Consider the following 21,510-nt stretch of genomic DNA (forward strand, 5'->3'; position numbering starts at 1 on the left):
GGGGGCGACCGAAGCCTCCGACGCGCCCTCGGGAGACTGGGACGAGGAGGACGAGAACTCCGAGGCCGACGAGGCCGGCGAGGCGCCGCGCCCGCGCGAGAGCAAGGGCAACGACCGCCCGCAGACCGACTACAAACCCTACACCCAGAAGTTCGACGAGATCGTCACGGCCGAGGACCTCTGCGACGCCGAGGAGCTGACGCGGCTGCGGGCCTATCTCGACAAGCAGCTGGCGCATCTGCAGGGCGTCGTGGCCAGGCTCGCCAACCGGCTGCAGCGCCGGCTGATGGCGCAGCAGAACCGCTCCTGGCAGTTCGACCTCGAGGAGGGCGCGCTCGATCCCGCCCGCCTGCCGCGCATCATCATCGACCCCTACCAGCCGCTCTCCTTCCGGCAGGAATCGGATGTCAATTTCCGCGATACGGTGGTGACGCTGCTGATCGACAATTCCGGCTCGATGCGCGGACGGCCGATCACGGTCGCGGCCACCTGCGCCGACATCCTGGCGCGGACATTGGAGCGCTGCGGCGTCAAGGTCGAGCTTCTCGGCTTCACCACGCGGGCCTGGAAGGGCGGGCTGTCGCGCGAGAGCTGGCTGCAATCGGGCAAGCCGGCCAGCCCCGGCCGTCTGAACGATCTGCGTCACATCATCTACAAGGCGGCCGATGCGCCCTGGCGCCGGGCGCGCAAGAATCTCGGGCTGATGATGCGCGAGGGGCTGCTCAAGGAGAACATCGACGGCGAGGCTCTGGACTGGGCGCATAAGCGCCTGCTGGCGCGGCCCGAGCAGCGTAAGATCCTGATGGTGATCTCGGACGGCGCGCCGGTCGACGATTCGACGCTGTCGGTCAACTCCGGCAACTATCTCGAGCGGCATCTGCGGCACATCATCGCCGAGATCGAGACGCGTTCGCCGGTCGAGCTGATCGCCATCGGCATCGGACACGACGTCACCCGCTACTACCGTCGCGCCGTCACCATCGTCGACGCGGAAGAGCTCGGCGGCGTCATGACCGAGAAGCTCGCCGAGCTGTTCGAGGAGGATGCGGGGCTGAACGCCAAGCCGTCGCGCGGATCGCGGCGGCTGCAGTGAGCACGGCTCCAGACGCAGGCGCGTCGTCCCGATGCGCCTGACGCGTCGTTCCGCTCTGGCAGGGCTGGGCGCATGGGCCGCAGCCGGCCCGGCCGCGGCCGCATCTCCCGATACCGGCCGCATCCCCGTCGCCATTTCGGCGCGGTCGATCGCCGCCTTCGAACCGCGCAGCCCCGAGAAGACGCGCTTCGGCCGTCTCGATTTCCGCAGCGGGCTCGTGCTCAGCGGCAGTCATTCGCGCTTCGGTGGGCTGTCGGGGCTGTGGCGTGGACCGCGTGGCACCGATCTCGTCGCCGTCACCGACAACGGCTTCTGGCTGACCGGCACGCTCGCCACGCGCAACGGCCGGCTCACCGGGCTCGAAGGCGCTGAGCTGGCGCCCATTCTCGGCAGTTCGGGCCGGCCGCTGCACCGCTCGCGCTACTACGACACCGAGAGCCTGTGCATCGCCGACGGCATTGCCTATCTCGGCGTCGAGCGGACCCATGACGTGCTGCGCTTCGACTGGGCCACTGAGGGCGTGATGGCGCGGGCGCGGATCGTGCCGGTGCCGCGCGAGGTCAAGCGCCTGCCCGACAATCGCGGGCTGGAAGCGATCGGCGTGGTGCCTCCGGGCCAGCCCCTGGCGGGCGCGATCGTCGCCATCGCCGAGCGCTCGGCCGGTGAGGACGAGCCGACGCTCGGCGTTATCCTCGGGCGCCAGCCGGGCCTGTTCCGGGTGATCAGGCATGGCGGCTTCGACATCACCGACCTCGCCTTCCTGCCCGATGGCGACCTGCTGCTGCTGGAGCGCTGGTATCGCGCGCTGCGCGGCGTCGGCATGCGAATCCGCCGCATTCCCGCAGCGAGCCTTAAGCCGGGCGCGCTTCTCGACGGGCCCGCCCTGATCGAGGCCGATCTCGGCCAGGAGATCGACAACATGGAGGGGCTGGCGGTGCATCAGGAGCCGGGCCGGACCATCCTGACGCTGATCTCGGACGATAATTTCTCGTTCCTGCAGCGGACGGTGCTGCTGGAGTTCGAGATGGCTTGAGGGCGGGTCCTTCCCTTCTCCCCTCGCGGGAGAAGGTGGCGCGCAGCGCCGGATGAGGGGGCGCCGTGAGTTTGAATATGTCGTTTCCGAAGGGCTGAACGGTGAGGGCACAGCGCCCCCTCAACCGTCAGCGCTTCGCGCTGCCACCTTCTCCCGCAAGGGGAGAAGGGAAGGCCAAACGAAAAAAGCGGCCTCGCGGCCGCTTCGTTCCGTCCCGAAAAGGCTCGTCCGCTCAGGCGGTGGCGAGCTTCTTCTCGATGTCGCGCTTCAGCGTCAAGGCGCCGGTCGACAGATCGGAGGCCGGGGCCTTGATCAGGAAGGCGTCGAGGCCGCCGCGGTGATCGACCGTGCGCAGGGCGTTGGCCGAGACGCGCAGGCGCACGGAACGGCCAAGCGCATCTGACTGCAGCGTGACGTTGACGAGGTTGGGCCGGAAGACGGTCTTCGTCTTGCGGTTCGAGTGGCTGACGAGGTGGCCGGTGAGGGTGGCCTTCCCGGTCAGTTCGCAACGGCGCGCCATGGTATCGTTCCCTAAATCCAACCGGCTGGCTCAAACAAAAATGCCGACACGCGACGTGCCGGACATGAGCACCGGAAGTCAAATTGAAGTCGCGGTTCCATAGCCAAGGCCGGCGGGGCCGTCAAGGAAAACCGCGTGGTGCCGCGCCGAAAGGAGCGCCGTGCCGGCGCGAGCGCCGCCGCGGCATCTCGGCGCTCGCCAAACCCGGCGAAAGCGGTCACGATTCGGACCGAATCGCAATGCATGTCGGCATGGCCTGCCGCCTGGAGGAACCGGATGAAACCCGCCATCGCATCGTCCCTGGGCGGGTGGATCCTCGCCATCGGAGCCGCGACCCTGGCTCTGCCCGCCGCTGCCGCCTCGCTCGATGCGCGCTATGACGTGTCGCTGCTGGGGCTGACGCTCGGCACGGCGAACCTCACCGGCGGCATCGAGGGCTCCGCCTACAAGCTCGACCTGACCGCCAAGCTGACGGGCCTGATCGGGGGCTTCACCGGCGGGCGCGGCTCGGGTGCCGCCAGCGGCAGCCTGAACGGCACGAAGCTCTCGCCGACCAGTTTCGCCGTCAGTTCGGCGAGTTCGAGCGAGAGCCGCACCGTGCGCATGGCGCTCGACAGCAACGCCGTCGCAGCCGTCGAAATCGAGCCGCCGATCGATGCCAAGCCGGACCGCGTGCCGCTGAACGACGGCCATCGCCGCAACGTGATCGATCCGCTCAGCGCCTTCCTCATGCCGGTCGTCGGCAAGGGGCTGGCCAATGCCTGCAACCGGACGCTCCAGATCTTCGACGGCGCGGCGCGCTACGACATCAAGATGAGCCAGTCGGGCACGCGCGAGGTCAAGCTCGAGGGCTATAGCGGCCCGGTCGCGGTCTGCCAGGTGCGCTATGTGCCGATCGCGGGGCATCGCTCGCAGCGGCCGAGCACGAAGTTCATGATCGAGAACCGCGACATCAGCACCTGGCTCGCGCCGGTGGCGGGCACCAATGTCATGGTGCCCGTGCGCGTCTCGGTGAAGACGATGATCGGCACGGCCGTGCTCGAAGCCTCGAGCTTCAAGGTCGACCCCGGCATGACCGCGAGCACGGCCCGGAACTGAGGCTGCTGGCGCCTATCGCCGAGCACACTGTCCGGAAACGCGCGTCATCCGGGGCGATCGAGGCTTGTCCCGGAATCCGTGGTAAGGCGCGACATCGCCCTAGAGCATGCTGATTTCACTCGGAAACAATCCGTCATTCCGGACAAGCGGCGCAGCCGCGCCGATGCAAAATCCATCATAAGGCTCTGGAGCCCTCCGATGGATCCCGGGGCAAGCCCGGGATGACGGCGGTGGTTCCGAGAAAACTTAGCACGCTCTAGGATGGATCCCGGCCTGCGCCGCTTCGCGGCTCGTCCAGGATGACGCAAAAAGGGGCCGAGCCCCGCCTCAATGCGCCGTTGATTTCGAGAAGAGAGCGATCACTGGCAGGCTGCCGAAGGTCATGCGGCCTTCGCGCTCGCCAGGAAGCTGCCCATGCGCTCCAGCGCACGCTCGATGTTCTCCAGCGAGTTGGCGTAGGAGAGGCGGATGTAGCCCTCGCCATGGACGCCGAAATCCGGGCCGCCGATGGTGGCGACGCCGGTCTCCTCGAGCAGGGCTGAGGCGAGCTTCTTGGCCTTCCAGCCGGTCTGCGAGACGTTCGGGAAGGCGTAGAACGCCCCCTTCGGCACGATGCAGGAAACGCCGGGCAGGGCGTTGAGCCCCTTCACCACCGCCTTCCGGCGCCTGTCGAACTCGGCCAGCATCACCCTAACCGCGTCCTGCGGGCCGGTGAGCGCTGCAAGGCCGGCCCATTGCGCGGGGGCGTTGACGCAGGAATGGGAGTTCACCGCCAGCTTGCGGGCGTTGTCGTAGAGGGGCTTGGGCCAGATCGACCAGCCCATGCGCCAGCCCGTCATGGCATAGGTCTTCGACCAGCCGTTGAGCAGGATCAGCCGGTCGCGGATCTCGGGATAGCTCAGCAGGCAGACATGCTGCTCGCCGTCATAGAGCATCTGGTCGTAGATCTCGTCGGACATGATCGCGACGTCGGGGAACTTCGCCAGGCCGGCGACGAGCTTGTCGACCTCGGCCTTGGGCGTGAAGCCGCCGGTCGGGTTGGCCGGCGAGTTGACGATCAGGAGGCGCGTCTTCGGCGTGATCAGCGCGAGCGTTTCCTCGGCCGAGAAGGCGAAGCCGTTCTCCTCGCGGATCGGCACGGGAATCGGCGTCGCGCCGGTGTATTCGATCATCGAGCGGTAGATCGGGAAGCCGGGGTCCGGATAGAGAATCTCGGCGCCGGGCTCGCCGAACATCAGGATCGCCATGAACATGGTGACCTTGCCGCCGGGCACGATCATCACGCTTTCGGGGGATACCTCGACCTGGAAGCGCTTGTGCAGATCGGCCGAGACCGCCTCGCGCAGCGGCAGGATGCCGTTGGCCGGGGTGTAGCCGTGATGGCCGTCGCGCAGCGCCTTCACCGCGGCTTCGACGATGTGGTCGGGGGTCGGGAAGTCGGGCTGGCCGATGCCGAGATTGATGATGTCCTTGCCCTGACGCTGCAGTTCCGTTGCGCGCGCGAGCACGGCGAAGGCGTTCTCCTCGCCGATACGGGCGAAGGCGGGGACGACGTGGAGCGTCATGGCGGGCTTCCTCGGGCTTGGTCGCATTGCGGCCCGCTTGGGACGGGGCCTTGTCCTCTCTTGCCGTCTCTCTTGGCGCCAAAGCGGGGGCGCTGGCAAGCGTGCGGCGCGTCGTGCGGCCTCGATTGCATGCTGTATGCAGGGCGCGTAAATAGTATGACTATCGCCGGATCGGCTCTTGCCGCGCCGGGGCCGATGGGCATGATGAGCCTGTCTCGAATTGGTAGAAGCAGAGATCGGCAAGCGGCCGCCAGTGTCCGCGCCGCGCGAGAGGAAGACGAGGATGGCCAAGACACCCGAAAGCAACCTGCCGCGCGACCAGCGCCCGGTCGCCACGACGAAGAAGAAGGCGCCGCGCCGCATCAAGCCGGAGCAGCTGCGCTCGAAGGCCTGGTTCGACAATCCCGCCAATGCCGACATGACGGCGCTGTATATCGAGCGCACGATGAATTTCGGCCTCTCGCGCGACGAGCTGCAGTCGGGCCGGCCGATCATCGGCATCGCCCAGACCGGCTCCGACATCGCGCCCTGCAACCGCCACCATATCGAGTTGGCGCATCGCGTCCGCGACGGCATCCGCGAGATGGGCGGCGTGCCCTTCGAGTTCCCGATCCATCCGATCCAGGAGACTTGCAAGCGGCCGACCGCCTCGCTCGACCGCAACCTGCAATATCTCAGCCTCGTCGAGATCCTCTACGGCTATCCGCTCGACGGCGTCGTCCTGACGACAGGCTGCGACAAGACCACGCCGGCCCAGATCATGGCCGCCGCGACCGTCGACATTCCCGCCATCGCCCTGCCGGGCGGGCCAATGCTGAACGGCAATTTCCGGGGCGAGCGCACCGGCTCGGGCACGATCGTCTGGAAGGCGCGCCAGATGATGGCCGCCGGCGAGATCGACTACAAAGGCTTCGTCGACCTCGTCGCCTCTTCGGCGCCCTCGGCCGGCCATTGCAACACCATGGGCACGGCCTCGACGATGAACTCGCTGGCCGAGGCGATGGGCATGACCCTGCCGGGCGGCGCCGCCATTCCCGCGCCCTATCGCGACCGCTACGAGATGGCCTATCTGACCGGCAAGCGCATCGTCGAGATGGTCTGGGAGAACCTCGTTCCCTCGAAGATCCTGACGCGCGAGGCCTTCGAGAACACCATCGTCGTCAATTCGGCGATCGGCGGCTCGACCAATGCGCCGATCCACGTCAACGCTATCGCCAAGCATATCGGCGTAGCCCTCGACAACGAGGACTGGACCAAGATCGGCTACGACGTCCCGCTGCTGGTGAACCTGCAGCCGGCCGGCGAATATCTCGGCGAGGATTATTACCGTGCCGGCGGCGTTCCCGCCGTGGTGGCGGAGCTCGTCGCCAAGGGCAAGATCAAGCCGGCGATCACCGCCAATGGACGCACGCTCGCCGAGAACTGCGAGGGCTTCTTCTCGGTCGACCGGCGCGTGATCAAGACCTATGACGAGCCGATGAAGGCGCAGTCAGGCTTCCTCAACCTGTCCGGCAACCTGTTCGATTCCGCGATCATGAAGACCAGCGTGATCACGCCGGAGTTCCGCAAGCGCTATCTGGAAAATCCGAAAGATCCCAACGCCTTCGAGGGCCGCGCCATCGTCTTCGACGGGCCGGAGGACTACCATCACCGCATCGACGATCCAGCGCTCGCCATCGACGAGCACTGCATCCTGTTCATCCGCGGCGTCGGGCCGATCGGCTATCCCGGCGCAGCCGAGGTGGTGAACATGCGGCCGCCGGATTACCTGATCAAGAAGGGCGTTTCGGCGCTCGCCTGCATCGGCGACGGGCGCCAGTCCGGCACCTCGGGGTCGCCCTCGATCCTGAACGCCTCGCCGGAAGCGGCGACGGGCGGCGGGCTCGCACTGCTCAAGACGGGCGACAAGGTGCGCATCGACCTGACCAAGCGCACGGCCGACATCCTGATCTCGGATGAGGAACTGGCGCAGCGGCGCGCCGCGCTGAAGGCGGCCGGCGGCTACAAATACCCCAAGAGCCAGACGCCGTGGCAGGAGATCCAGCGCAAGATCGTCGGCGAACTCTCCGAGGGAATGGTGCTGAAGCCGGCGGTCAAGTACCAGAAGATCCACAAGAAGTTCGGCGTGCCGCGCGACAATCACTGAGGTGTGACAGGCGTCTCACCCTCTCCCGTCATCCCGGGCTTGCCCCGGGATCCATCATAGAGTTCGACGTCGCCCTATGATGGATCCCGGATCTCCGCTTCGCTGCGTCCGGGATGACGATGCGGATGGGTTGAACGCCGTCATTCCGCCCGCGCAAAGGAGCCGACCACGTTGCGCGTGCCCTTGGGGCTGACAAGGCGCCGCTTTGCGGACACTATGCGCCTCCGGCTGCCGATACGTCTCTGAAACGATTTAAAATGGCCTATTCCCCTCAGGTCGATGCCTTTCGCGCGCTCCATGAGTCCGGCTGCTTCGTCATGCCGAACCCGTGGGATGTCGGCTCGGCGCGCTGGCTGCGCGGGCAGGGGTTCAAGGCGCTGGCGACGACCAGTGCGGGCTTCGCCTTCACTCAAGCGCGGGCCGACCAGGACGTGCCGCGCGACATGATGCTCGCCCATATCGCCGAAATGGTGAAGGCGCTGCCCGATCTGCCGGTGAACGCCGATTTCGAGAATGGCTATGCCGACACGCCCGACGGCGTCGCTGCCAACGTCAAGCTCTGCGTCGCGACCGGCGTGGCGGGCCTGTCGATCGAGGATGCGACGGGGCGCGAGGACGATCCGCTCTATCCGTTCGAACTCGCGGTCGAGCGCATCCGCGCCGCGCGCAAGGCGATCGACGAGACCGGTTCCGGCGTGATGCTGACGGCGCGGGCGGAATGCTTCCTGACCGGTCATGGCGAGCCCTTGAAGGAGGCCGCCCGGCGGATCGAAGCCTATGCCGCGGCCGGTGCCGACGTGCTCTATGCGCCCGGCCCGAAGACGGTCGCGGATATCGCGACGATCGTCTCGGCGGCCGGCGGGCGGCCGGTCAATGCGCTGGTCTACGGGGATTTCGGATTGTCGGTTGCGGACATCGCGAAGCCTGGGGTGCGCCGGATCTCGATCGGCGGTGCGCTTGCGCGCGCAGCCTGGGCCGCCTTCATCGAGGCGACGCGGCTGATCGCGCAGGAAGGCAGCTTCCGCGGCTTTGCCGGCAATGGCGCCTCGGCGCCGCTGAACCCATTCTTCACCGAAGACCTGAAAGCGCGTTCGTGAGCAACACGCTCCTCATCGCACCGGCCTGGCTCGGCCTCAGCGGGCTCTGGACGCTCGACGCCAAGGGACGCCGCAAGGCCACCGACGCCGAGGATCTCGGCCTGTCGGAGGACTTGGCCGACCGGCTCGAGGCGTGGATGGACGCATTCGACGCCATCTATGAAGAAGAGCAAGAGGCGCGCTCGCGCTTTCCGAGCGAAGCCGAGCAGCGCGTCTGGGAGGCGGAAGGGCACGCCATCACGGCAGCGGTCGCCGCCGAACTCGGCGCGGGCTGGTCGGTCTCCGCCGATCTCGCCGGCTGGCAGGAGATGACGAAGCCATGAGCGATGCGAATCCGACCGTCGACCGCAACCCGATCCTGAACTGGACGGCGCCGCCTTTTCCGCCGGCACGCGTGCTGGAGGGGCGCTATTGCCGGCTCGAGCCGATCGACCCCGCCCGCCATTTCGACGACATCTGGGCCGTGAATGCCGGCCAGGACCAGATCTGGGAGTGGATGCCGGCGCATCCGCCGCAGACGAAGGCGGCCTATGGCGAATTGCTCGCGATGATGGCGGGCAAGGCCGGCATCGTGCCCTTCGCGATCATCGACAAGGCCGACGGCAAGGCCAAGGGCCATCTCTGGCTGATGGAGATCCGGCCGGAGCAGGGTGTGTTCGAGGTCGGCTACATCACCTATTCGCCCGTGCTTCAGAAGACGCGCGTCGCGACCGAGGCGATCCATCTCTGCGGCGCCTATGGCTTCTCGCTCGGCTACCGGCGCTTCGAGTGGAAATGCAACAACCTCAACGAGCCGTCCAAACGCGCTGCGCTGCGCTTCGGCTTCCGCTATGAGGGGCTTTTCCGCCAGCACATGGTCGTCAAGGGGCGCAACCGCGACACCGCCTGGTTCTCGATCCTCGACAGCGAATGGCCGGCCGTGAACGCCGCCTTCGAGGCCTGGCTCGATCCGGCCAATTTCGACGCGGCCGGGCGGCAGATCGTGCCGCTGGCGCCGTTGCGTGGCCGGGCGGACGAGTGATGTCGATGCGCCGCGCGACTGCTGATGACCTTCCGGCGGTCGTCGCATTGACGGAGGCTGCCTACCTGCCCAACGAGCCGATCATCGGAACGCCGTCACTGCCGCGGATCGCCGACTACGACACGGTGCTGGCGCAGCATGAGATCTGGCTGGCCGAGGGAGTGGCGGGTCTCGAAGGCGTGCTCGTGCTGGAGGAGGAGCCGAACCTGTTTGGCGTCTGGAGCGTCGCCGTCACGCCCGCCTCTGCCGGCCGTGGGGTCGGCTCCGCCCTTATGGGCTTTGCCGAGGCGCGGGCGCGTGAGCGCGGTTTCGACGCGATCCATCTCTACACCAACGCCAAGCTCGCCGACCGGATCGCCTGGTATGAGCGGCTCGGTTACGCGATCACCCATCACGAGGACAGGCCGAACCGGCGGCTGGTCCACATGCGTAAACCGCTTCATAAAGCCGGCTAAAGGGAAGAGGCAGATGGCAGGACGTTTGAAGGGCAAGGTCGCGGTCGTCACCGCCGCCGGCCAGGGAATCGGGCGCGCGATCGCGGAGGCCTTCGTTGCCGAGGGCGCGACCGTCTGGGCGACCGACAAGGAAGTTGCGCTGCTCGAGGGCATTCCCAAGGCGAAGAAGCGCAAGCTGGACGTGCTGTCGACCAAGGCGGTCGAGGCCTTCGCGGCGAAGGTCGGGACGATCGACATCCTCGTCAACGCCGCCGGCTACGTTCATCACGGCACGGTGCTCGACACCGACGACAAGGCCTGGGATTTCTCCTTCGACCTCAACGTGACTTCGATGCACCGCACGATCAAGGCGTTCTTGCCGGGCATGCTGGAGAAGGGCGCGGGCTCGATCGTCAACATCGCCTCGGGCGCCGGCTCCGTGCGCGGCATCCCGAACCGCTACGCCTATGGCACGACGAAAGCCGCCGTGATCGGCCTGACCAAGGCGGTCGCGGCCGACTTCATCAAGAAGGGCATCCGCTCGAACGCGATCTGCCCCGGCACGATCCAGTCCCCCTCGCTCGACCAGCGTATCAAGGATCTGGCGGTCTCGACCAAGACCACGGAAGCCGCGGCGCGGCAGGCCTTCATCGATCGACAGCCCATGGGCCGGCTCGGCACGGCGCAGGAGATCGCCTGGCTCGCGGTCTATCTCGGCTCCGACGAGGCGAGCTACACCACCGGTCAGATCCACCTCGCCGATGGCGGCTTCGCTCTCTGAGCGCAGATCAAAAAAACGACAGGGAGACAGCGCATGCATATTCTCGTTCTCGGCGGCGCCGGCATGGCCGGCCGCAAATTCATCGAGCGTCTCGCCCGTGACGGCGAACTCGGCGGCAAGCCGATCACGAAAGTGACGGCGCAGGATGTCGTTGCGGCGCAGGCGCCAAAGGGGGCAGCCTTTGCCTTCGACGCGATCGTCTCGGATCTCTCGGTACCGGGCGAGGCGGAGAAGCTGATCGCCTCGCGGCCGGAACTGATCATTCATCTCGCGGCGGTCGTCTCGGGCGAGGCCGAGGCCGATTTCGAGAAGGGCTATCGGATCAATCTCGACGGGACGCGGTTCCTGTTCGAGGCGATCCGCCTGACCGGCGACGGCTACAAGCCGCGCGTCGTCTTCACCTCTTCGGTCGCCGTGTTCGGGGCGCCCTTCCACGACAAGATCGGCGACGAATTCTTCACCACGCCGCTGACGAGCTACGGCACGCAGAAGGCGATCTGCGAATTGCTGCTCTCGGATTACAGCCGCCGCGGCTTCCTCGATGGCTTGAGCATCCGCTTCCCGACGATCTGCGTGCGGCCGGGCACGCCCAACAAGGCGGCGTCGGGCTTCTTCTCCATCATCATCCGCGAGCCGCTGAACGGCATCGACGCGGTGCTGCCCGTGTCGGACCAGGTGCGCCACTGGCATGCCTCGCCGCGCTCGGCGGTCAACTTCCTGATCCACGCTTCGACCATGGATCTCGCGGCTGTCGGCCCGCGTCGCGCGCTGAACATGCCGGGCTATTCCTGCACGGTGGCGGAGCAGATCGAGGCGCTGCGCAAGGTCGCCGGCGACGGCGTCGTGGCGCGCATCAAGCGCGTGCCGGACCCGGTGATCGACAGGATCGTCGAGGGCTGGCCGCGCAATTTCGACCCACAGCGCGCGATCGCGCTCGGCTTCAAGGCGGAATCGAGCTTCGACGAGATCATCCGCATCCATATCGAGGATGAGCTCGGAGGGACCTTCGTGAAGTAGGCAAAACTGCTCGTCATGCTCGGGCTCGACCCGAGCAGCTCCGGATCGCGATTCCCGGGTCGGCGCAGAGCGCCGCCCCGGGAATGACGTGTTAGGCTCACGCCGGGCAGGGTTCGCCCGGCGTGTCGACGGCGACAGAGGGCTCGATCTCCGGAGCATGGGTCCAGCCGCTCGTGCCCCAGCTCTTCAGCGCCGCCCAGGTCGAGCGGTCGAGCCGGTACTGCTCGCAGGGGAAGAGCCCGCCGCGGGCCGGCAGCGACTTCAGGAACGAGCCCTCGGCACGGAAGCCCGACTTCTCCAGCACGCGCTTGGAGGCGGGGTTGATGACCCGCGCATCGGCCTCGATCGCCTTGATCTCGCTCAGCGAGAACACAATGTCGATCAGCGCCTGGGTGGCCTCCGTCGCCAGCCCCTTGCCCCAATGACCAGTGCCCAGCCAGTAGCCGATGAAGGGCACGCCCGTGGCCTGCCGATGCGCGCCGATCATGCCGATCAGCTCGTTGGGCTTCGAGCGTGGCGTGATCGCCAGCACCAGATGCTCACCCAGCGCATTGCCCTTGCGCATGGCGAAGATGAAGGGCTCGACCGCTTCCACAGGGTAGGGATGCGGGATCGAGGCCGTCATCTCGGCCACGGCTTTCTCCCCCGCCTGACGCAGGATGGCGGAAGCGTCCGCCATGCGCGGCCAGCGCAGCCAGAGACGGCGGGTCTCGAGCCGGAAGACATCGTCGCGGGTCAATTCGGGGAACATTGGGGTCTCTCCGTCGGCGCAAACGAAAAAAGGGAGCTGGGATTTGTCCCATCTCCCTTTCGCTGACCTTGGGTGACCCCTGAGAGGGCTGGACCCCTGATCCGTTCCGGTTCGATGGAACCGGCGGATCGGAGAAGTCCCTATCCGCCGTCTTATTCTGCGGCCTCTTGGGCCGGGACTACGTTCACGAAAGCTCGGCCGAGTTTGGTCGTGAATCGGACGCGACCCGTCGTCGTGGCAAACAGGGTATGGTCTTTGCCCATGCCGACATTGGCGCCGGGATGCCAGGTGGTCCCACGCTGCCGAATGATGATGTTGCCCGGAATCACCGACTGGTCGCCGAACTTCTTGACGCCCAGGCGCCTGCCTGCCGAGTCGCGACCGTTGCGGGACGAGCCGCCTGCCTTTTTGTGAGCCATAACGCCCTACCTCAAAACTGATGTGGTCTCTCTAACCCGAATCGGCGGCAAAAGCCAGCCGGTCCGGGCAGCGAAAGCGAAGACGACCTGACGGGAGGTGTCAGTAGTCCTCGCCGGAAGCCTGTTCGGCCTGGTCGGCCTTGGCCCGCGGGGGCTTGCCGGCCAGCAGTTCCTGAGCCTGCACGACCCACTCCTCGCGGGTGGTGCGGCCGCGGAGCTTGAGCTCCTCGTCCCACTTGGCGACGTCGGCCTCGGTCCAGGCGGCGATGTCGTTCCAAGAGGTGATGCCGGCGGCGCGCAGCTTCTTCTCGATGGTCGGGCCGACGCCCGAGATCAGCGAGAGGTTGGAGGCGTCGATGGCGCCGGCCTCGGCCTTGGCGGCCTTCGGGGCCTTCGCGGCGGGCTTGGCCTTGGCCTCGGCAGCGCCGGCCTGAAGCGCCACAGTCGAGGCCTCGCCCTTCTTCATCTCCGGCTTCTTGCCGCCGGTGAGAATGTCGGTGATGCGGATGACCGTCAGCTCGGCGCGGAAGCCACGCTTGCGCTTGGAATTCTGGCGGCGACGCTTCTTGAAGGCGATGACCTTGTCGCCACGAGCCTGCTCGACGATCTCGGCCGCAACCGTGATCTCGGAGAGGGCCTTGGCGTCGAGCGTGGTCTTCTCGCCGTCGGTGAGCATCAGCACGGTGTCGAAGGCGACGGTGTCGCCCGGGTTGCCTTCGATCTTGGCGGTGGTAATGCGATCGTTGGCGGTTACGCGGAACTGTTTTCCGCCGGTCTTGATGACTGCGAACATTTTATCCTCCATGTTCGGCCCCGCCCTGTCACGGCCTCGACGAGGCGCATGCGGGACGGCTTTTTGGCAGTCGTTACGGGTCAGGGTTCGCTCTTGAAGGCTCAAGGCTCGCGCGCGGCGAAGCCAAAGGGCCAAAAGAGATCGGGCGCGGGTTTCCCCACGCCGGACGAGGCTCGATAGTCGCTGGGGTCGCAGAGGTCAAGCGAAAGCGTCATGGGCCCGGGCAAATACGACACTCAGACGACGGTGCGGAACAGAAAGCGGCCGGCGCGCGAGCGAAGGCTTGTTTTGGCCGAACACCGCGTGTAGTAACCAGCCCGCTTCGACCGAAGGCGACCGCGGACAGGTGGCAGAGTGGTTGAATGCACCGCACTCGAAATGCGGCATACCCGCAAGGGTATCGGGGGTTCAAATCCCTCCCTGTCCGCCACTTCTCTCATCTAGGTTTCTGAAATCGTTGACGCCTTCCGGGCGCTTCGATTTCGTTCCCCAACTTGTGCCGGCAACGAGATGGAAACCGACACACGCAGACGTGGATTTAGGTCTGAGGGTTGCGAAGCATGACAAGCGATCCAGCGCCGCTATCCATCTCCACAGCCTCTGCCTCTTCGTCGGCTGCGCTCCCAGTATAGACGCTAGCGAACAGGCCGTTGTGAAACTGATAGATCCAGAAGCTTCCTCTAGGCGGTGTGGACGAATTGCCGCCAGCAATTGTTTGAGGATTCCCACGAGGATTCCGGTGTGATTCATAGGTTTCCGACTGATTTGGAGGTCGGAAGCGATGTCGACGCGGATGAGCGAAGAGGATTGGGCGGCGACGCTCACGGTGTTCCGGACCTGCCTGCCGCGTCGGGGGCGCAAGGCGGCGGACGACCGGCTGTTCCTCGAAGCGCTGCACTTCTTCACGGTCGAGAACGTGCGCTGGCGGGCGCTGCCGGAGCGCTTCGGGAACTGGAACACGGTGTGGAAGCGCTTCGACCGGCTCTCCAAGGCGGGCGTCTTCGAGGCCTTCTTCGACACGCTGGCGGGCATGAGTGCGTCGGCCCATCTCATCCAGATGTTCGACTCGACCATCGTGCGCGCCCATGTCTCGGCGGCGGGCGCAAAAGGGGGCAGCAAGGCCAGGCGCTCGGCCGCTCGCGCGGCGGCTTCACGACCAAAATCCACGCGAAGTCAGATGCTTCGGGCGCGCTCATCGGATTCGACCTGACCGGCGGGGAGAAAGGCGACGCGCCCCACTTCGCCGTGCTGCTCGACCTCGGCCCCGACGTCGCGCCCCGCGCCGTGATCGGCGACAAAGGCTATGCCAGCAAGGCCAACCGGGCCCTGGCGCGCGCACGCGGCATCGCGCCGGTGATCCCGCACAAGGACAACGAGAAGGGCAAACCCGTCTTCTTCGCCAGGACGCTCTACAAGGCGCGCGCCCGCATCGAGCAGGGCATCGGCGCCCTCAAACGCTTCAAGCGCGTCGCCCTCCGCTGCGAAAAAACAGCTCGGAACTTCCGCTCCATCGTCAGCATCGCCGCAGGGCTATGCTTGATCAAATTCGTCCACACCGCCTAACTAGCGCGCCAGCGGAACAGTGGCTGCCATATCTTTGGTGGCGAGAAGGAACCGGCGTCGGTTACGGTGAGCCAACACCAAGATGGCAACGCAGCAAACGGAATTGGCGGCAAAGCACGCAGCGAGCATCCAGTCTGAGCGATTGACGATCGCGTAGGCAACCGTCGACAGATGGGCGACGAGGAACAAGCTCCAAGTCGTGTACGATATTGCCGACGCTCCGTGTGTGTCCGTGGCGGCCCTTCGGATTTGTGGAACATAGGCAAAGACACGTAGCGCATTGCACGCAGTGAACAGTGCGAGCGTGAAATCTTCGAGAACCATCCGGGTCTCCTCAAAATAAAAGCGTCCCGAACCACGTCGGCACTCACTGCGGTGCAATTCTCAAAATTGGACACTTATCGAATATAGATTGTTCAATACCGGGGGCCGCTATAAATCAAAATCCGTCTTCTGCATCATCGTAAAGTAAACGATCGACCTCGGCATATCGTGCTAAAACACTCTGCGACGGAAAGTCTTTGCACTGCGTTTCAAGGTTGACCAGTTCGCCTCGGATGCGTCGGGCCTCGATTTCAGAAACGATCTTGTATTCTTCTTTCATCCTTAATGTTCGCTCCACCCGGATTTGCCATGCGCGGCAAATTATTTGTCCATCCTCCGCGCTGATTGCAGGGGAGGCCTGCGCCTGTAATCCGGTATGCTGAACGATGAACAATCCGCCAATTATCCCCCCACGGATCATAACGTTCCCGACTACTCGGCGAAAATTCGACCTTGAGAAACCTGATCGGATCGAGCCCATTTTTCGTTTCCTCCCGCAGTTCGAGTTGGTTCGAGATGGCTGCCGAACGACCGTCGATGAGACTTGTCGAACGGTGCAATTGCCGACGGTTCAGCGGCTAGGCGTACAAGTGGGAGCGAACATTGATACGTAGACCCAGCACAATCCGGGGGTACCACGGTGATTGTAATCCGATTTCTTTGTTGTTCGTCTTCCCAATATCTCTGCAATGCATCGCATTAGGTTGATTGGAAATAGCAGCATATGAAGAACAAGTACGGGATATATGCCGCCGAGAAGTCCGTATGTGATGAAAACGACATTTGACGAGAGAGCTGCGAGCCGCATATCAAGCATTCGCTTTTGTGCGAAAGTGATGAGCGTTAGAACCGCGGCGACAAAACCTACCGTCTCGACAATTGATATGGAAAGCAATTGAACCTCCACCACATTTTGGTGGCCTGAGACCAGTACGGATAAATCACGTTTCTTAGACGCATTCACAGGTCAAACGGTACAATCTGTTTTTGATGACTGCTGTTCCGATCGATAGTAGCCGCGCCTCGTACCTCTCGGCTTGAAAACGGTGTGAAATTGAAGTGAAAATAGCAGACGGCGACCGGCTGGATGGTCCAGTACAGTTGGTAACGTCATGACAGAGAGGTGCGCGGTCGGTTAGCCAAAAGGCTGATTTGAGCGACAGAACCTTTCGGTCGGGGTGGGCATCGCCTCGCAACTGCGGCCGAATGAGGTCGATGGAGTGCGTTTCGTCCGCATCACATGCGAAATCTCAGCGATGACCGCGCCGCAACGCCATGCCGCGAGAGCGGATTAGTCCAGTGATGTATGCCCTTCGGACAGGCGACGGACGTAAGGATCAGAGGAAACGACCCCGAAATCCTCAGAAGCAATGTCTGGTTCCGGAACTCGCCTCATCGTCTGCAATTGGCGCAACTTGCTCGCACCAGCGTCCTGCGCTCTCTCCTCGCGCCCTTCCCAACGTACGGAGCGTCCGGTCATTCACTGGCCTTTATATCCAGCTCGCGCATCAAGCGCCCGAACCGATCGAGATCGGCAGCGACGAGCTGCGCCATTTGTGAAGGTGAGCCGGGCGACGGCACCAATCCGCTCGCTTCGAGCTTTGCCGCGATGTCCGGTGAAGCGATTGCCCGCGCCGCGGCCGAGCCGATTTTCTCGACGATTGGCGCAGGCGTCCCGGCGGGCAACGCCAAGCCAAAGAAATTTGGAACAAGAGGATCGTCGGCGAAGCCCAGTTCGGCCATGGTCGGCACGGTGCTCATCTGGGGCAGACGGCGTCTGTCGCCCACGGCGAGCGCTTTCACCTTGCCGTCGAGCATCAGCGAGAGCGCGGCTGGCGGTGTCGCGATCGTCAGTGCGACCTCACCTGTCGCTACTGCAGCGACCGCCGGCGGCGCGCCGCGATAGGGAACATGAACCATCTTGACGCCGAGACGCCTCGCCAGCGCTTCGATGTTGAAATGCGCCATGCTGCCCTTCCCGAAGCTGGCATAGGCCAGCTCTCTGGTCTTCGCGAGCGCGACCAACTCGGCGAAACTGTTCACGCCAAGTCCAGGGTTGACGACGAGGACATATGCCCCGGTGGCGACGACGCCGACATAGGTGAAGTCGCGTTTTGCGTCGATCGCCTGCTGGGGCATCAGGAGCGGGTTGATCCCGAATACCTCCCGTGGCGCCATCAGCAGCGTATGGCCATCCGGCTCCGCGCGCGCGACGGCGGCCGTCCCAACCATTCCGTTGGCGCCCGGCCTGTTCTCGACGATGACCGGCTGACCGAACTCACCGCGCAACTTCTCGGCGACGAGACGCGCCGCGAGATCGACCGCACCCCCTGCGGGATAAGGCACGACGAGCTGCACCGGCTTGCTGGGATAGGAGGAAACTCCTTGCGCAAAGGCTGGGCGGGCGAAGCAACCCGCGCCGATAGCTACGAGCAGTTTTCGGCGAGACAGGGATTCAGGCATGGTCTGACCTCCCGTTTTGTGTTGTTGTTCCGTCTGTCGTCATCATCCGATTATCGTGTTGCGCGACCACTGCTCCCAGGCGCGGTCCATCGCGAATGGTGTCAGATTGAAGTCGCCCGCAGCCGCTGCCTCGTTGGCGGTCAAAGAACGAACGGTCCCGATCTGGGCTGCCGTCCACTGCACCTCGGCGTTGCGCGCACCATAGATTGAGCGAAAGACAAGCTCCCTCACCGATCGGCCGGCGACCGTCGCTCCGTGGCCGCGCATCAGGACTGTCCAGTTCGAAGCCAGCGTGCGTGCAAGCGAATCGCCCTGTTCGCGCGTCGAGACGATCAGGTTGGTGTCGCCGAATTCGTCTTGGCTGTCCCAGAGCGGCACGACCTGGCCCATGGTCGCGCCGAGATGGAAAACCGGAACGAGCTTCGCGTCGCTCGTGCAGAAGGGCATGAGTGAGGGCGCATGATGATGGCAGACCGCCATGACGTCTGGGCGCGCACGATAGATGGCGCCGTGAATGCTCCGCTCCGCGAAGATGCGCGACGGCGCCTGCGAGACGAGACTGTCATCGAGATCGAACTCGAGCACATCTTCGGCCGTTACCAGTTCGGCCGCCCTGACCCGTGGCATCAGATAGCGAGACGCGACGTCTGGATGGCGCGCGGACACATGCCCGAAACTGTCGAGAATGGTCTCTCGAGCGAGTATGCGGCTGGCCTGTACGATCTCGGCAACGCAAAACTCAAACCGGGACGTCTTGTCCCGATCGCGCTCCTGCGAAGGCTGCTTGTCCAGCGGGTTCGACGACATCGGGCATCCTCGATCTTCAATGGCCGCTTGGCCACTGGTCGGAGGATGGCGCTGCCAGCCGCATGGAATCCAATGCAATCGGCTTAGGTCAGCCCTAAGCGTTTTGCGATGGCGAGGTTTCCGAGAGCGGATGACCCAGCCCTGTCATGGCCTCGGATAAGGGGATCATCGCCGCGACGACCGCCTCGCGGATGGTCGGCAGCGCGGCCAGGTGGCGCGCCTTCCGCAAGCCGGCCAGATGCAACGTGCGACGGAGGACCGGCTCTATGATCGGCCTAGCGCTCAGCGTCCCCGCGTTCACCTCGGCCAGCACGGTGCCATAGGGCAGTATGCCGGCGGCCGGCCCGCGAGCAATCATCGCCTTGATGCCGGAGATCGACCTGATCTCGTGCTCCAGGCGGATGACGAACCCATACTCGGCCGCCACCTTGTCGACGAGGGAGCGGACGCCGTCGCGCGGTTCGGGCAGGACGAGCGGCCCGGCCAGCGCCTCGGCGAAGATCACGGGACCGGCGCGTCCTCCGGCTCCGGCCGTGACGAAGACAAGATCCTCCTGATAGAGGGCGCGCTTCCACAGGCCGGGTGCATCGGCAACCTCATAGGCGAGGATCACATCGAGGTCGCCCCGATGCAGGCTGTCGACCAGCACATGGCTCATCTCCTCGGTGAGACTGAAAGCCAGGCTCGGGGCGTCGCGTGAAATCCGCAGCAGCAGTTCAGGGCCGATGATCTGCATGAGGCTGGGCGTCAGACCGAACCGTACAGTTTCCCGTATGTCGCCACGCACCTCACGGCGGGTCAGATCGACGAGTTCGAGGATCTGGATCGCGCGCGGAAGGAGCTTTGCACCGTCGGTCGTGAGAGAAACGCCCCGCGAATGTCGCGTCAGCAACGTCACGCCAAGTTCTTCTTCGAGCTGCTTGATCTGCATGCCGAGCGCTGGCTGCGCAATGCGCAGCTCGTCAGCCGCCCGCGTCATGTTGGCGGTTTCGGCGACGCGCACGAAATACTTCAGTTGACGCAGGTTCAAAGGCGCTCCGTAGGAGCTCGTCGCTCATTGGTACGGCCTGACCAGACGTTTTCAAGCGATCACAGCCCGCGCAACCGACCATCTAATTGTGCCCCCAACGTCAGGTTTTTGACAACACCTCAATATCGGGACGTGGTGCATCTCGCCGCGGACTTTGGCTGGAGGCACTTCCCCGTTGTCTCGAGGATGAGTTGCACCGTCTCGTCTGAGCGGTCCCACATCGGGAAGTGCCCGCATTTGGAGAACCAGTGGAGCTTGGCGGATGGGAAAGCCTCGTGAGCGCGAGCGGCCTGTCGCGGCAGACACAGACGGTCTTGACGGCCCCAGCCGATGACGAGAGGATGAGCGGGATTAGCCGCTGGACCTTTTTGCTCGAGCCTGTCGCCAGATCGCGCACGAGAGCATCGAAGGTTTTCGTGCTGGCAAAACTTTGCAGTTCAGCTGCAACAACCTCCTCGTCCAGGCGCCATGGTCTTGCTGAGAGCTGCGCCAGAAGCGCGCTGCGTATCACTGCTGACCATGAGAGCCTTGGAAGTGCCGGACGCAGCCCTCGGAGAAGACGGATCGACGCCGCGAGCGTCGTTCGGAAGTAGGTGCGCTCCCATCCTCTCCAGAAACCGCCAGGGTCCAAAGCGACAGTAGCTCCGACCCTGCCGCGGCGCGCCATCTCCAAGACGATCCGTGCTCCAAGCGAACTGCCTACGATGTCGATGCCGTCCAGCTCCTGCTCCAGGACGAAGCGCTCCACGCTGTCTGCAAGGCCGGCGAAAGTGCCGCTGTCTGCCGCCGCTGGTGTTTCGCCATGTCCTGGTAGATCGATCGCGGTCACCTCGCGCGCCTTCGAAAGCGCTGGGAGGATTGTGCTCCAGGACCGCCACGTCCCACCCAAGCCATGGACCAGAAGGAGGCGGGGGCCTTCGCCATGACGAACAAAGTGCAAAGTCACCGGCGTGTCCTTCTGGCTAGGCGAAATCCCGGAGCAGCAATCGGACCGAGCTGCGTCTACCTGAGGCAACGCATTGGCCAGTGTTTGGGTCCGACCTGTCCTGACGACCGAGGGCTGGGCATCGTGACTGGTCTACGAGGTGCTCGGAGTTGTTGAGCGCGTCCCGCGTCCGCTTGCCGGCGACCGCCGAACGGCAGCTACTGGCGCGCCCCGACGCGCAGCTTCGGATTAGCGAGCGGGCCGTACAGAGTTTCCGCCGAAGACCGCCTGCCGGCGCAGGGCTGGCGTAAACAGGCTGTAGAGCATCCTTGGTGAAGCCGATGCGCTGACAGCGTTAAGCCTAGCCCGGTGGTCAGGTGTGAGACGGTGTTCGAGAGCGGCGACGTTGTCCGCTATCTGATTAGGCCGACTGACGCCCATCAAGGTCGATGACACGCCGGGCCGCTCCACCACCCAGGCGAGGGCGACGGGTCGTGTCCCATCGCGTGGTGTAGCTGAGGGTGGTCATCGGCGATTGCCGGTTAGGTTTGGGTTGCGAACGCCAACCCTGAACCGCGAGATCCCCGATGACCGACGAGATGATGAACCTGCGCGGGCTGCTGGAGAAGA

22 protein-coding genes, 1 tRNA gene and 2 pseudogenes are annotated in these 21,510 nt (G+C 64.8%); 13 read left to right on the forward strand and 12 right to left on the reverse strand.

All coding sequences use genetic code 11. The features are described 5' to 3' along the window. Both Q8M82_RS13365 and Q8M82_RS13370 read left to right on the forward strand, forming a co-directional pair. On the forward strand, nucleotides 1–1,093 hold a 1,093-nt coding region (locus Q8M82_RS13365), incomplete at its 5' end, for a cobaltochelatase CobT-related protein (protein ID WP_465248081.1). A gap of 31 nt (nucleotides 1,094–1,124) precedes the next feature. Beyond that, nucleotides 1,125–2,126 carry an esterase-like activity of phytase family protein gene (locus tag Q8M82_RS13370; RefSeq protein ID WP_305691836.1) on the forward strand — a complete coding sequence of 334 codons (1,002 nt, stop codon included), beginning with the start codon at nucleotides 1,125–1,127 and terminating at the stop codon, nucleotides 2,124–2,126. A gap of 232 nt (nucleotides 2,127–2,358) precedes the next feature. Here Q8M82_RS13370 and rpmB read toward each other — a convergent pair whose 3' ends face one another. Further along, entirely contained in the window at nucleotides 2,359–2,646 is a 288-nt protein-coding gene (gene rpmB, locus Q8M82_RS13375) for a 50S ribosomal protein L28 (RefSeq protein ID WP_267521113.1), read from the reverse strand. Between the two features lie 276 nt (nucleotides 2,647–2,922). Here rpmB and Q8M82_RS13380 point away from each other — a divergent pair, with 276 nt between their 5' ends. Continuing rightward, nucleotides 2,923–3,744, forward strand: a complete 822-nt coding sequence (locus Q8M82_RS13380) for a DUF3108 domain-containing protein (protein WP_305691837.1) — start codon at nucleotides 2,923–2,925, stop codon at nucleotides 3,742–3,744. A gap of 380 nt (nucleotides 3,745–4,124) precedes the next feature. On the opposite strand, the gene Q8M82_RS13385 is transcribed toward Q8M82_RS13380, so the two are convergent. After that, a complete protein-coding gene (locus Q8M82_RS13385; RefSeq protein ID WP_305691838.1) occupies nucleotides 4,125–5,309 on the reverse strand; it encodes a pyridoxal phosphate-dependent aminotransferase in 1,185 nt (394 codons plus the stop codon). 283 nt (nucleotides 5,310–5,592) lie between these two features. Here Q8M82_RS13385 and Q8M82_RS13390 point away from each other — a divergent pair, with 283 nt between their 5' ends. From Q8M82_RS13390 to denD, 7 genes are all read left to right on the forward strand, one after another. After that, nucleotides 5,593–7,455 carry an IlvD/Edd family dehydratase gene (locus tag Q8M82_RS13390; protein WP_305691839.1) on the forward strand — a complete coding sequence of 621 codons (1,863 nt, stop codon included), beginning with the start codon at nucleotides 5,593–5,595 and terminating at the stop codon, nucleotides 7,453–7,455. A gap of 257 nt (nucleotides 7,456–7,712) precedes the next feature. Further along, complete coding sequence (locus Q8M82_RS13395; RefSeq protein ID WP_305691840.1) at nucleotides 7,713–8,552, forward strand: isocitrate lyase/PEP mutase family protein; 840 nt, start codon at nucleotides 7,713–7,715, stop codon at nucleotides 8,550–8,552. Further along, on the forward strand, nucleotides 8,549–8,875 hold the full coding sequence (locus Q8M82_RS13400; RefSeq protein WP_305691841.1) for a hypothetical protein: 327 nt from the start codon (nucleotides 8,549–8,551) through the stop codon (nucleotides 8,873–8,875). Before Q8M82_RS13395 ends, Q8M82_RS13400 begins: the two co-directional genes overlap by 4 nt. Next, the gene (locus Q8M82_RS13405; RefSeq protein ID WP_305691842.1) at nucleotides 8,872–9,573 is read left to right on the forward strand and encodes a GNAT family N-acetyltransferase; all 702 of its coding nucleotides are present in this window, start codon (nucleotides 8,872–8,874) and stop codon (nucleotides 9,571–9,573) included. Before Q8M82_RS13400 ends, Q8M82_RS13405 begins: the two co-directional genes overlap by 4 nt. Further along, the gene (locus Q8M82_RS13410) at nucleotides 9,573–10,028 is read left to right on the forward strand and encodes a GNAT family N-acetyltransferase (protein WP_305691843.1); all 456 of its coding nucleotides are present in this window, start codon (nucleotides 9,573–9,575) and stop codon (nucleotides 10,026–10,028) included. Before Q8M82_RS13405 ends, Q8M82_RS13410 begins: the two co-directional genes overlap by 1 nt. A 13-nt stretch (nucleotides 10,029–10,041) precedes the next feature. Continuing rightward, a complete protein-coding gene (locus Q8M82_RS13415; RefSeq protein ID WP_305691844.1) occupies nucleotides 10,042–10,788 on the forward strand; it encodes an SDR family oxidoreductase in 747 nt (248 codons plus the stop codon). 33 nt (nucleotides 10,789–10,821) lie between these two features. Then, nucleotides 10,822–11,805: a D-erythronate dehydrogenase gene (gene denD, locus Q8M82_RS13420; RefSeq protein WP_305691845.1), complete on the forward strand. Its 984-nt coding sequence runs from the start codon at nucleotides 10,822–10,824 to the stop codon at nucleotides 11,803–11,805. Between the two features lie 97 nt (nucleotides 11,806–11,902). Here denD and Q8M82_RS13425 read toward each other — a convergent pair whose 3' ends face one another. From Q8M82_RS13425 to rplU, 3 genes are all read right to left on the reverse strand, one after another. Beyond that, the gene (locus tag Q8M82_RS13425) at nucleotides 11,903–12,556 is read right to left on the reverse strand and encodes a GNAT family N-acetyltransferase (protein WP_305691846.1); all 654 of its coding nucleotides are present in this window, start codon (nucleotides 12,554–12,556) and stop codon (nucleotides 11,903–11,905) included. A gap of 152 nt (nucleotides 12,557–12,708) precedes the next feature. Next, nucleotides 12,709–12,975 (reverse strand): 50S ribosomal protein L27, encoded by a 267-nt coding sequence (gene rpmA / locus Q8M82_RS13430; protein WP_305680153.1) that lies wholly within the window; start codon nucleotides 12,973–12,975, stop codon nucleotides 12,709–12,711. Between the two features lie 100 nt (nucleotides 12,976–13,075). Continuing rightward, a complete protein-coding gene (gene rplU / locus Q8M82_RS13435) occupies nucleotides 13,076–13,768 on the reverse strand; it encodes a 50S ribosomal protein L21 (RefSeq protein WP_305691847.1) in 693 nt (230 codons plus the stop codon). 340 nt (nucleotides 13,769–14,108) lie between these two features. Here rplU and Q8M82_RS13440 point away from each other — a divergent pair. The 3 genes and pseudogenes from Q8M82_RS13440 (at nucleotide 14,109) to Q8M82_RS13450 (ending at nucleotide 15,331) form a co-directional block, all read left to right on the forward strand. Next, nucleotides 14,109–14,198 (forward strand) — tRNA-Ser (locus tag Q8M82_RS13440). A 363-nt stretch (nucleotides 14,199–14,561) separates the two neighbouring features. Further along, nucleotides 14,562–14,768: pseudogene (locus tag Q8M82_RS13445) on the forward strand (transposase); the annotation flags it as partial. Further along, complete coding sequence (locus Q8M82_RS13450) at nucleotides 14,732–15,331, forward strand: IS5 family transposase (protein ID WP_305691848.1); 600 nt, start codon at nucleotides 14,732–14,734, stop codon at nucleotides 15,329–15,331. The pseudogene Q8M82_RS13445 and the gene Q8M82_RS13450, both read left to right, overlap by 37 nt. Here Q8M82_RS13450 and Q8M82_RS13455 read toward each other — a convergent pair whose 3' ends face one another. The 7 genes and pseudogenes from Q8M82_RS13455 to Q8M82_RS13485 all read right to left on the reverse strand — a co-directional run. Further along, entirely contained in the window at nucleotides 15,332–15,655 is a 324-nt protein-coding gene (locus tag Q8M82_RS13455; protein ID WP_305691849.1) for a hypothetical protein, read from the reverse strand. Nucleotides 15,656–15,770: 115 nt separating this feature from the next. Further along, the gene (locus Q8M82_RS13460; protein ID WP_305691850.1) at nucleotides 15,771–16,049 is read right to left on the reverse strand and encodes a hypothetical protein; all 279 of its coding nucleotides are present in this window, start codon (nucleotides 16,047–16,049) and stop codon (nucleotides 15,771–15,773) included. Between the two features lie 1,082 nt (nucleotides 16,050–17,131). Beyond that, nucleotides 17,132–18,118, reverse strand: a complete 987-nt coding sequence (locus Q8M82_RS13465; protein WP_305691851.1) for a Bug family tripartite tricarboxylate transporter substrate binding protein — start codon at nucleotides 18,116–18,118, stop codon at nucleotides 17,132–17,134. A gap of 42 nt (nucleotides 18,119–18,160) precedes the next feature. Further along, complete coding sequence (locus Q8M82_RS13470; RefSeq protein WP_305691852.1) at nucleotides 18,161–18,925, reverse strand: class II aldolase/adducin family protein; 765 nt, start codon at nucleotides 18,923–18,925, stop codon at nucleotides 18,161–18,163. Nucleotides 18,926–19,019: 94 nt separating this feature from the next. Next, nucleotides 19,020–19,955: a LysR family transcriptional regulator gene (locus tag Q8M82_RS13475; protein ID WP_305691853.1), complete on the reverse strand. Its 936-nt coding sequence runs from the start codon at nucleotides 19,953–19,955 to the stop codon at nucleotides 19,020–19,022. Nucleotides 19,956–20,055: 100 nt separating this feature from the next. Beyond that, complete coding sequence (locus Q8M82_RS13480; RefSeq protein WP_305691854.1) at nucleotides 20,056–20,901, reverse strand: alpha/beta fold hydrolase; 846 nt, start codon at nucleotides 20,899–20,901, stop codon at nucleotides 20,056–20,058. 228 nt (nucleotides 20,902–21,129) lie between these two features. Then, nucleotides 21,130–21,360, reverse strand: a pseudogene (locus Q8M82_RS13485) (aldo/keto reductase); the annotation flags it as partial. Nucleotides 21,361–21,510 lie beyond the last annotated feature (150 nt).

The sequence above is a fragment of the Allobosea sp. genome (genome assembly GCF_030694325.1).
In the GTDB taxonomy this organism is placed as follows: domain Bacteria; phylum Pseudomonadota; class Alphaproteobacteria; order Rhizobiales; family Beijerinckiaceae; genus Allobosea.

Coding starts and splice junctions, on each gene's coding strand:
- Q8M82_RS13370 (WP_305691836.1), top strand. CDS start 1,125: ATGCGCCTGACGCGTCGTTCCGCTCTGGCAGGGCTGGGCGCATGGGCC.
- rpmB (WP_267521113.1), bottom strand. CDS start 2,646: ATGGCGCGCCGTTGCGAACTGACCGGGAAGGCCACCCTCACCGGCCAC.
- Q8M82_RS13380 (WP_305691837.1), top strand. CDS start 2,923: ATGAAACCCGCCATCGCATCGTCCCTGGGCGGGTGGATCCTCGCCATC.
- Q8M82_RS13385 (WP_305691838.1), bottom strand. CDS start 5,309: ATGACGCTCCACGTCGTCCCCGCCTTCGCCCGTATCGGCGAGGAGAAC.
- Q8M82_RS13390 (WP_305691839.1), top strand. CDS start 5,593: ATGGCCAAGACACCCGAAAGCAACCTGCCGCGCGACCAGCGCCCGGTC.
- Q8M82_RS13395 (WP_305691840.1), top strand. CDS start 7,713: ATGGCCTATTCCCCTCAGGTCGATGCCTTTCGCGCGCTCCATGAGTCC.
- Q8M82_RS13405 (WP_305691842.1), top strand. CDS start 8,872: ATGAGCGATGCGAATCCGACCGTCGACCGCAACCCGATCCTGAACTGG.
- Q8M82_RS13410 (WP_305691843.1), top strand. CDS start 9,573: ATGTCGATGCGCCGCGCGACTGCTGATGACCTTCCGGCGGTCGTCGCA.
- Q8M82_RS13415 (WP_305691844.1), top strand. CDS start 10,042: ATGGCAGGACGTTTGAAGGGCAAGGTCGCGGTCGTCACCGCCGCCGGC.
- denD (WP_305691845.1), top strand. CDS start 10,822: ATGCATATTCTCGTTCTCGGCGGCGCCGGCATGGCCGGCCGCAAATTC.
- Q8M82_RS13425 (WP_305691846.1), bottom strand. CDS start 12,556: ATGTTCCCCGAATTGACCCGCGACGATGTCTTCCGGCTCGAGACCCGC.
- rpmA (WP_305680153.1), bottom strand. CDS start 12,975: ATGGCTCACAAAAAGGCAGGCGGCTCGTCCCGCAACGGTCGCGACTCG.
- rplU (WP_305691847.1), bottom strand. CDS start 13,768: ATGTTCGCAGTCATCAAGACCGGCGGAAAACAGTTCCGCGTAACCGCC.
- Q8M82_RS13455 (WP_305691849.1), bottom strand. CDS start 15,655: ATGGTTCTCGAAGATTTCACGCTCGCACTGTTCACTGCGTGCAATGCG.
- Q8M82_RS13465 (WP_305691851.1), bottom strand. CDS start 18,118: ATGCCTGAATCCCTGTCTCGCCGAAAACTGCTCGTAGCTATCGGCGCG.
- Q8M82_RS13470 (WP_305691852.1), bottom strand. CDS start 18,925: ATGTCGTCGAACCCGCTGGACAAGCAGCCTTCGCAGGAGCGCGATCGG.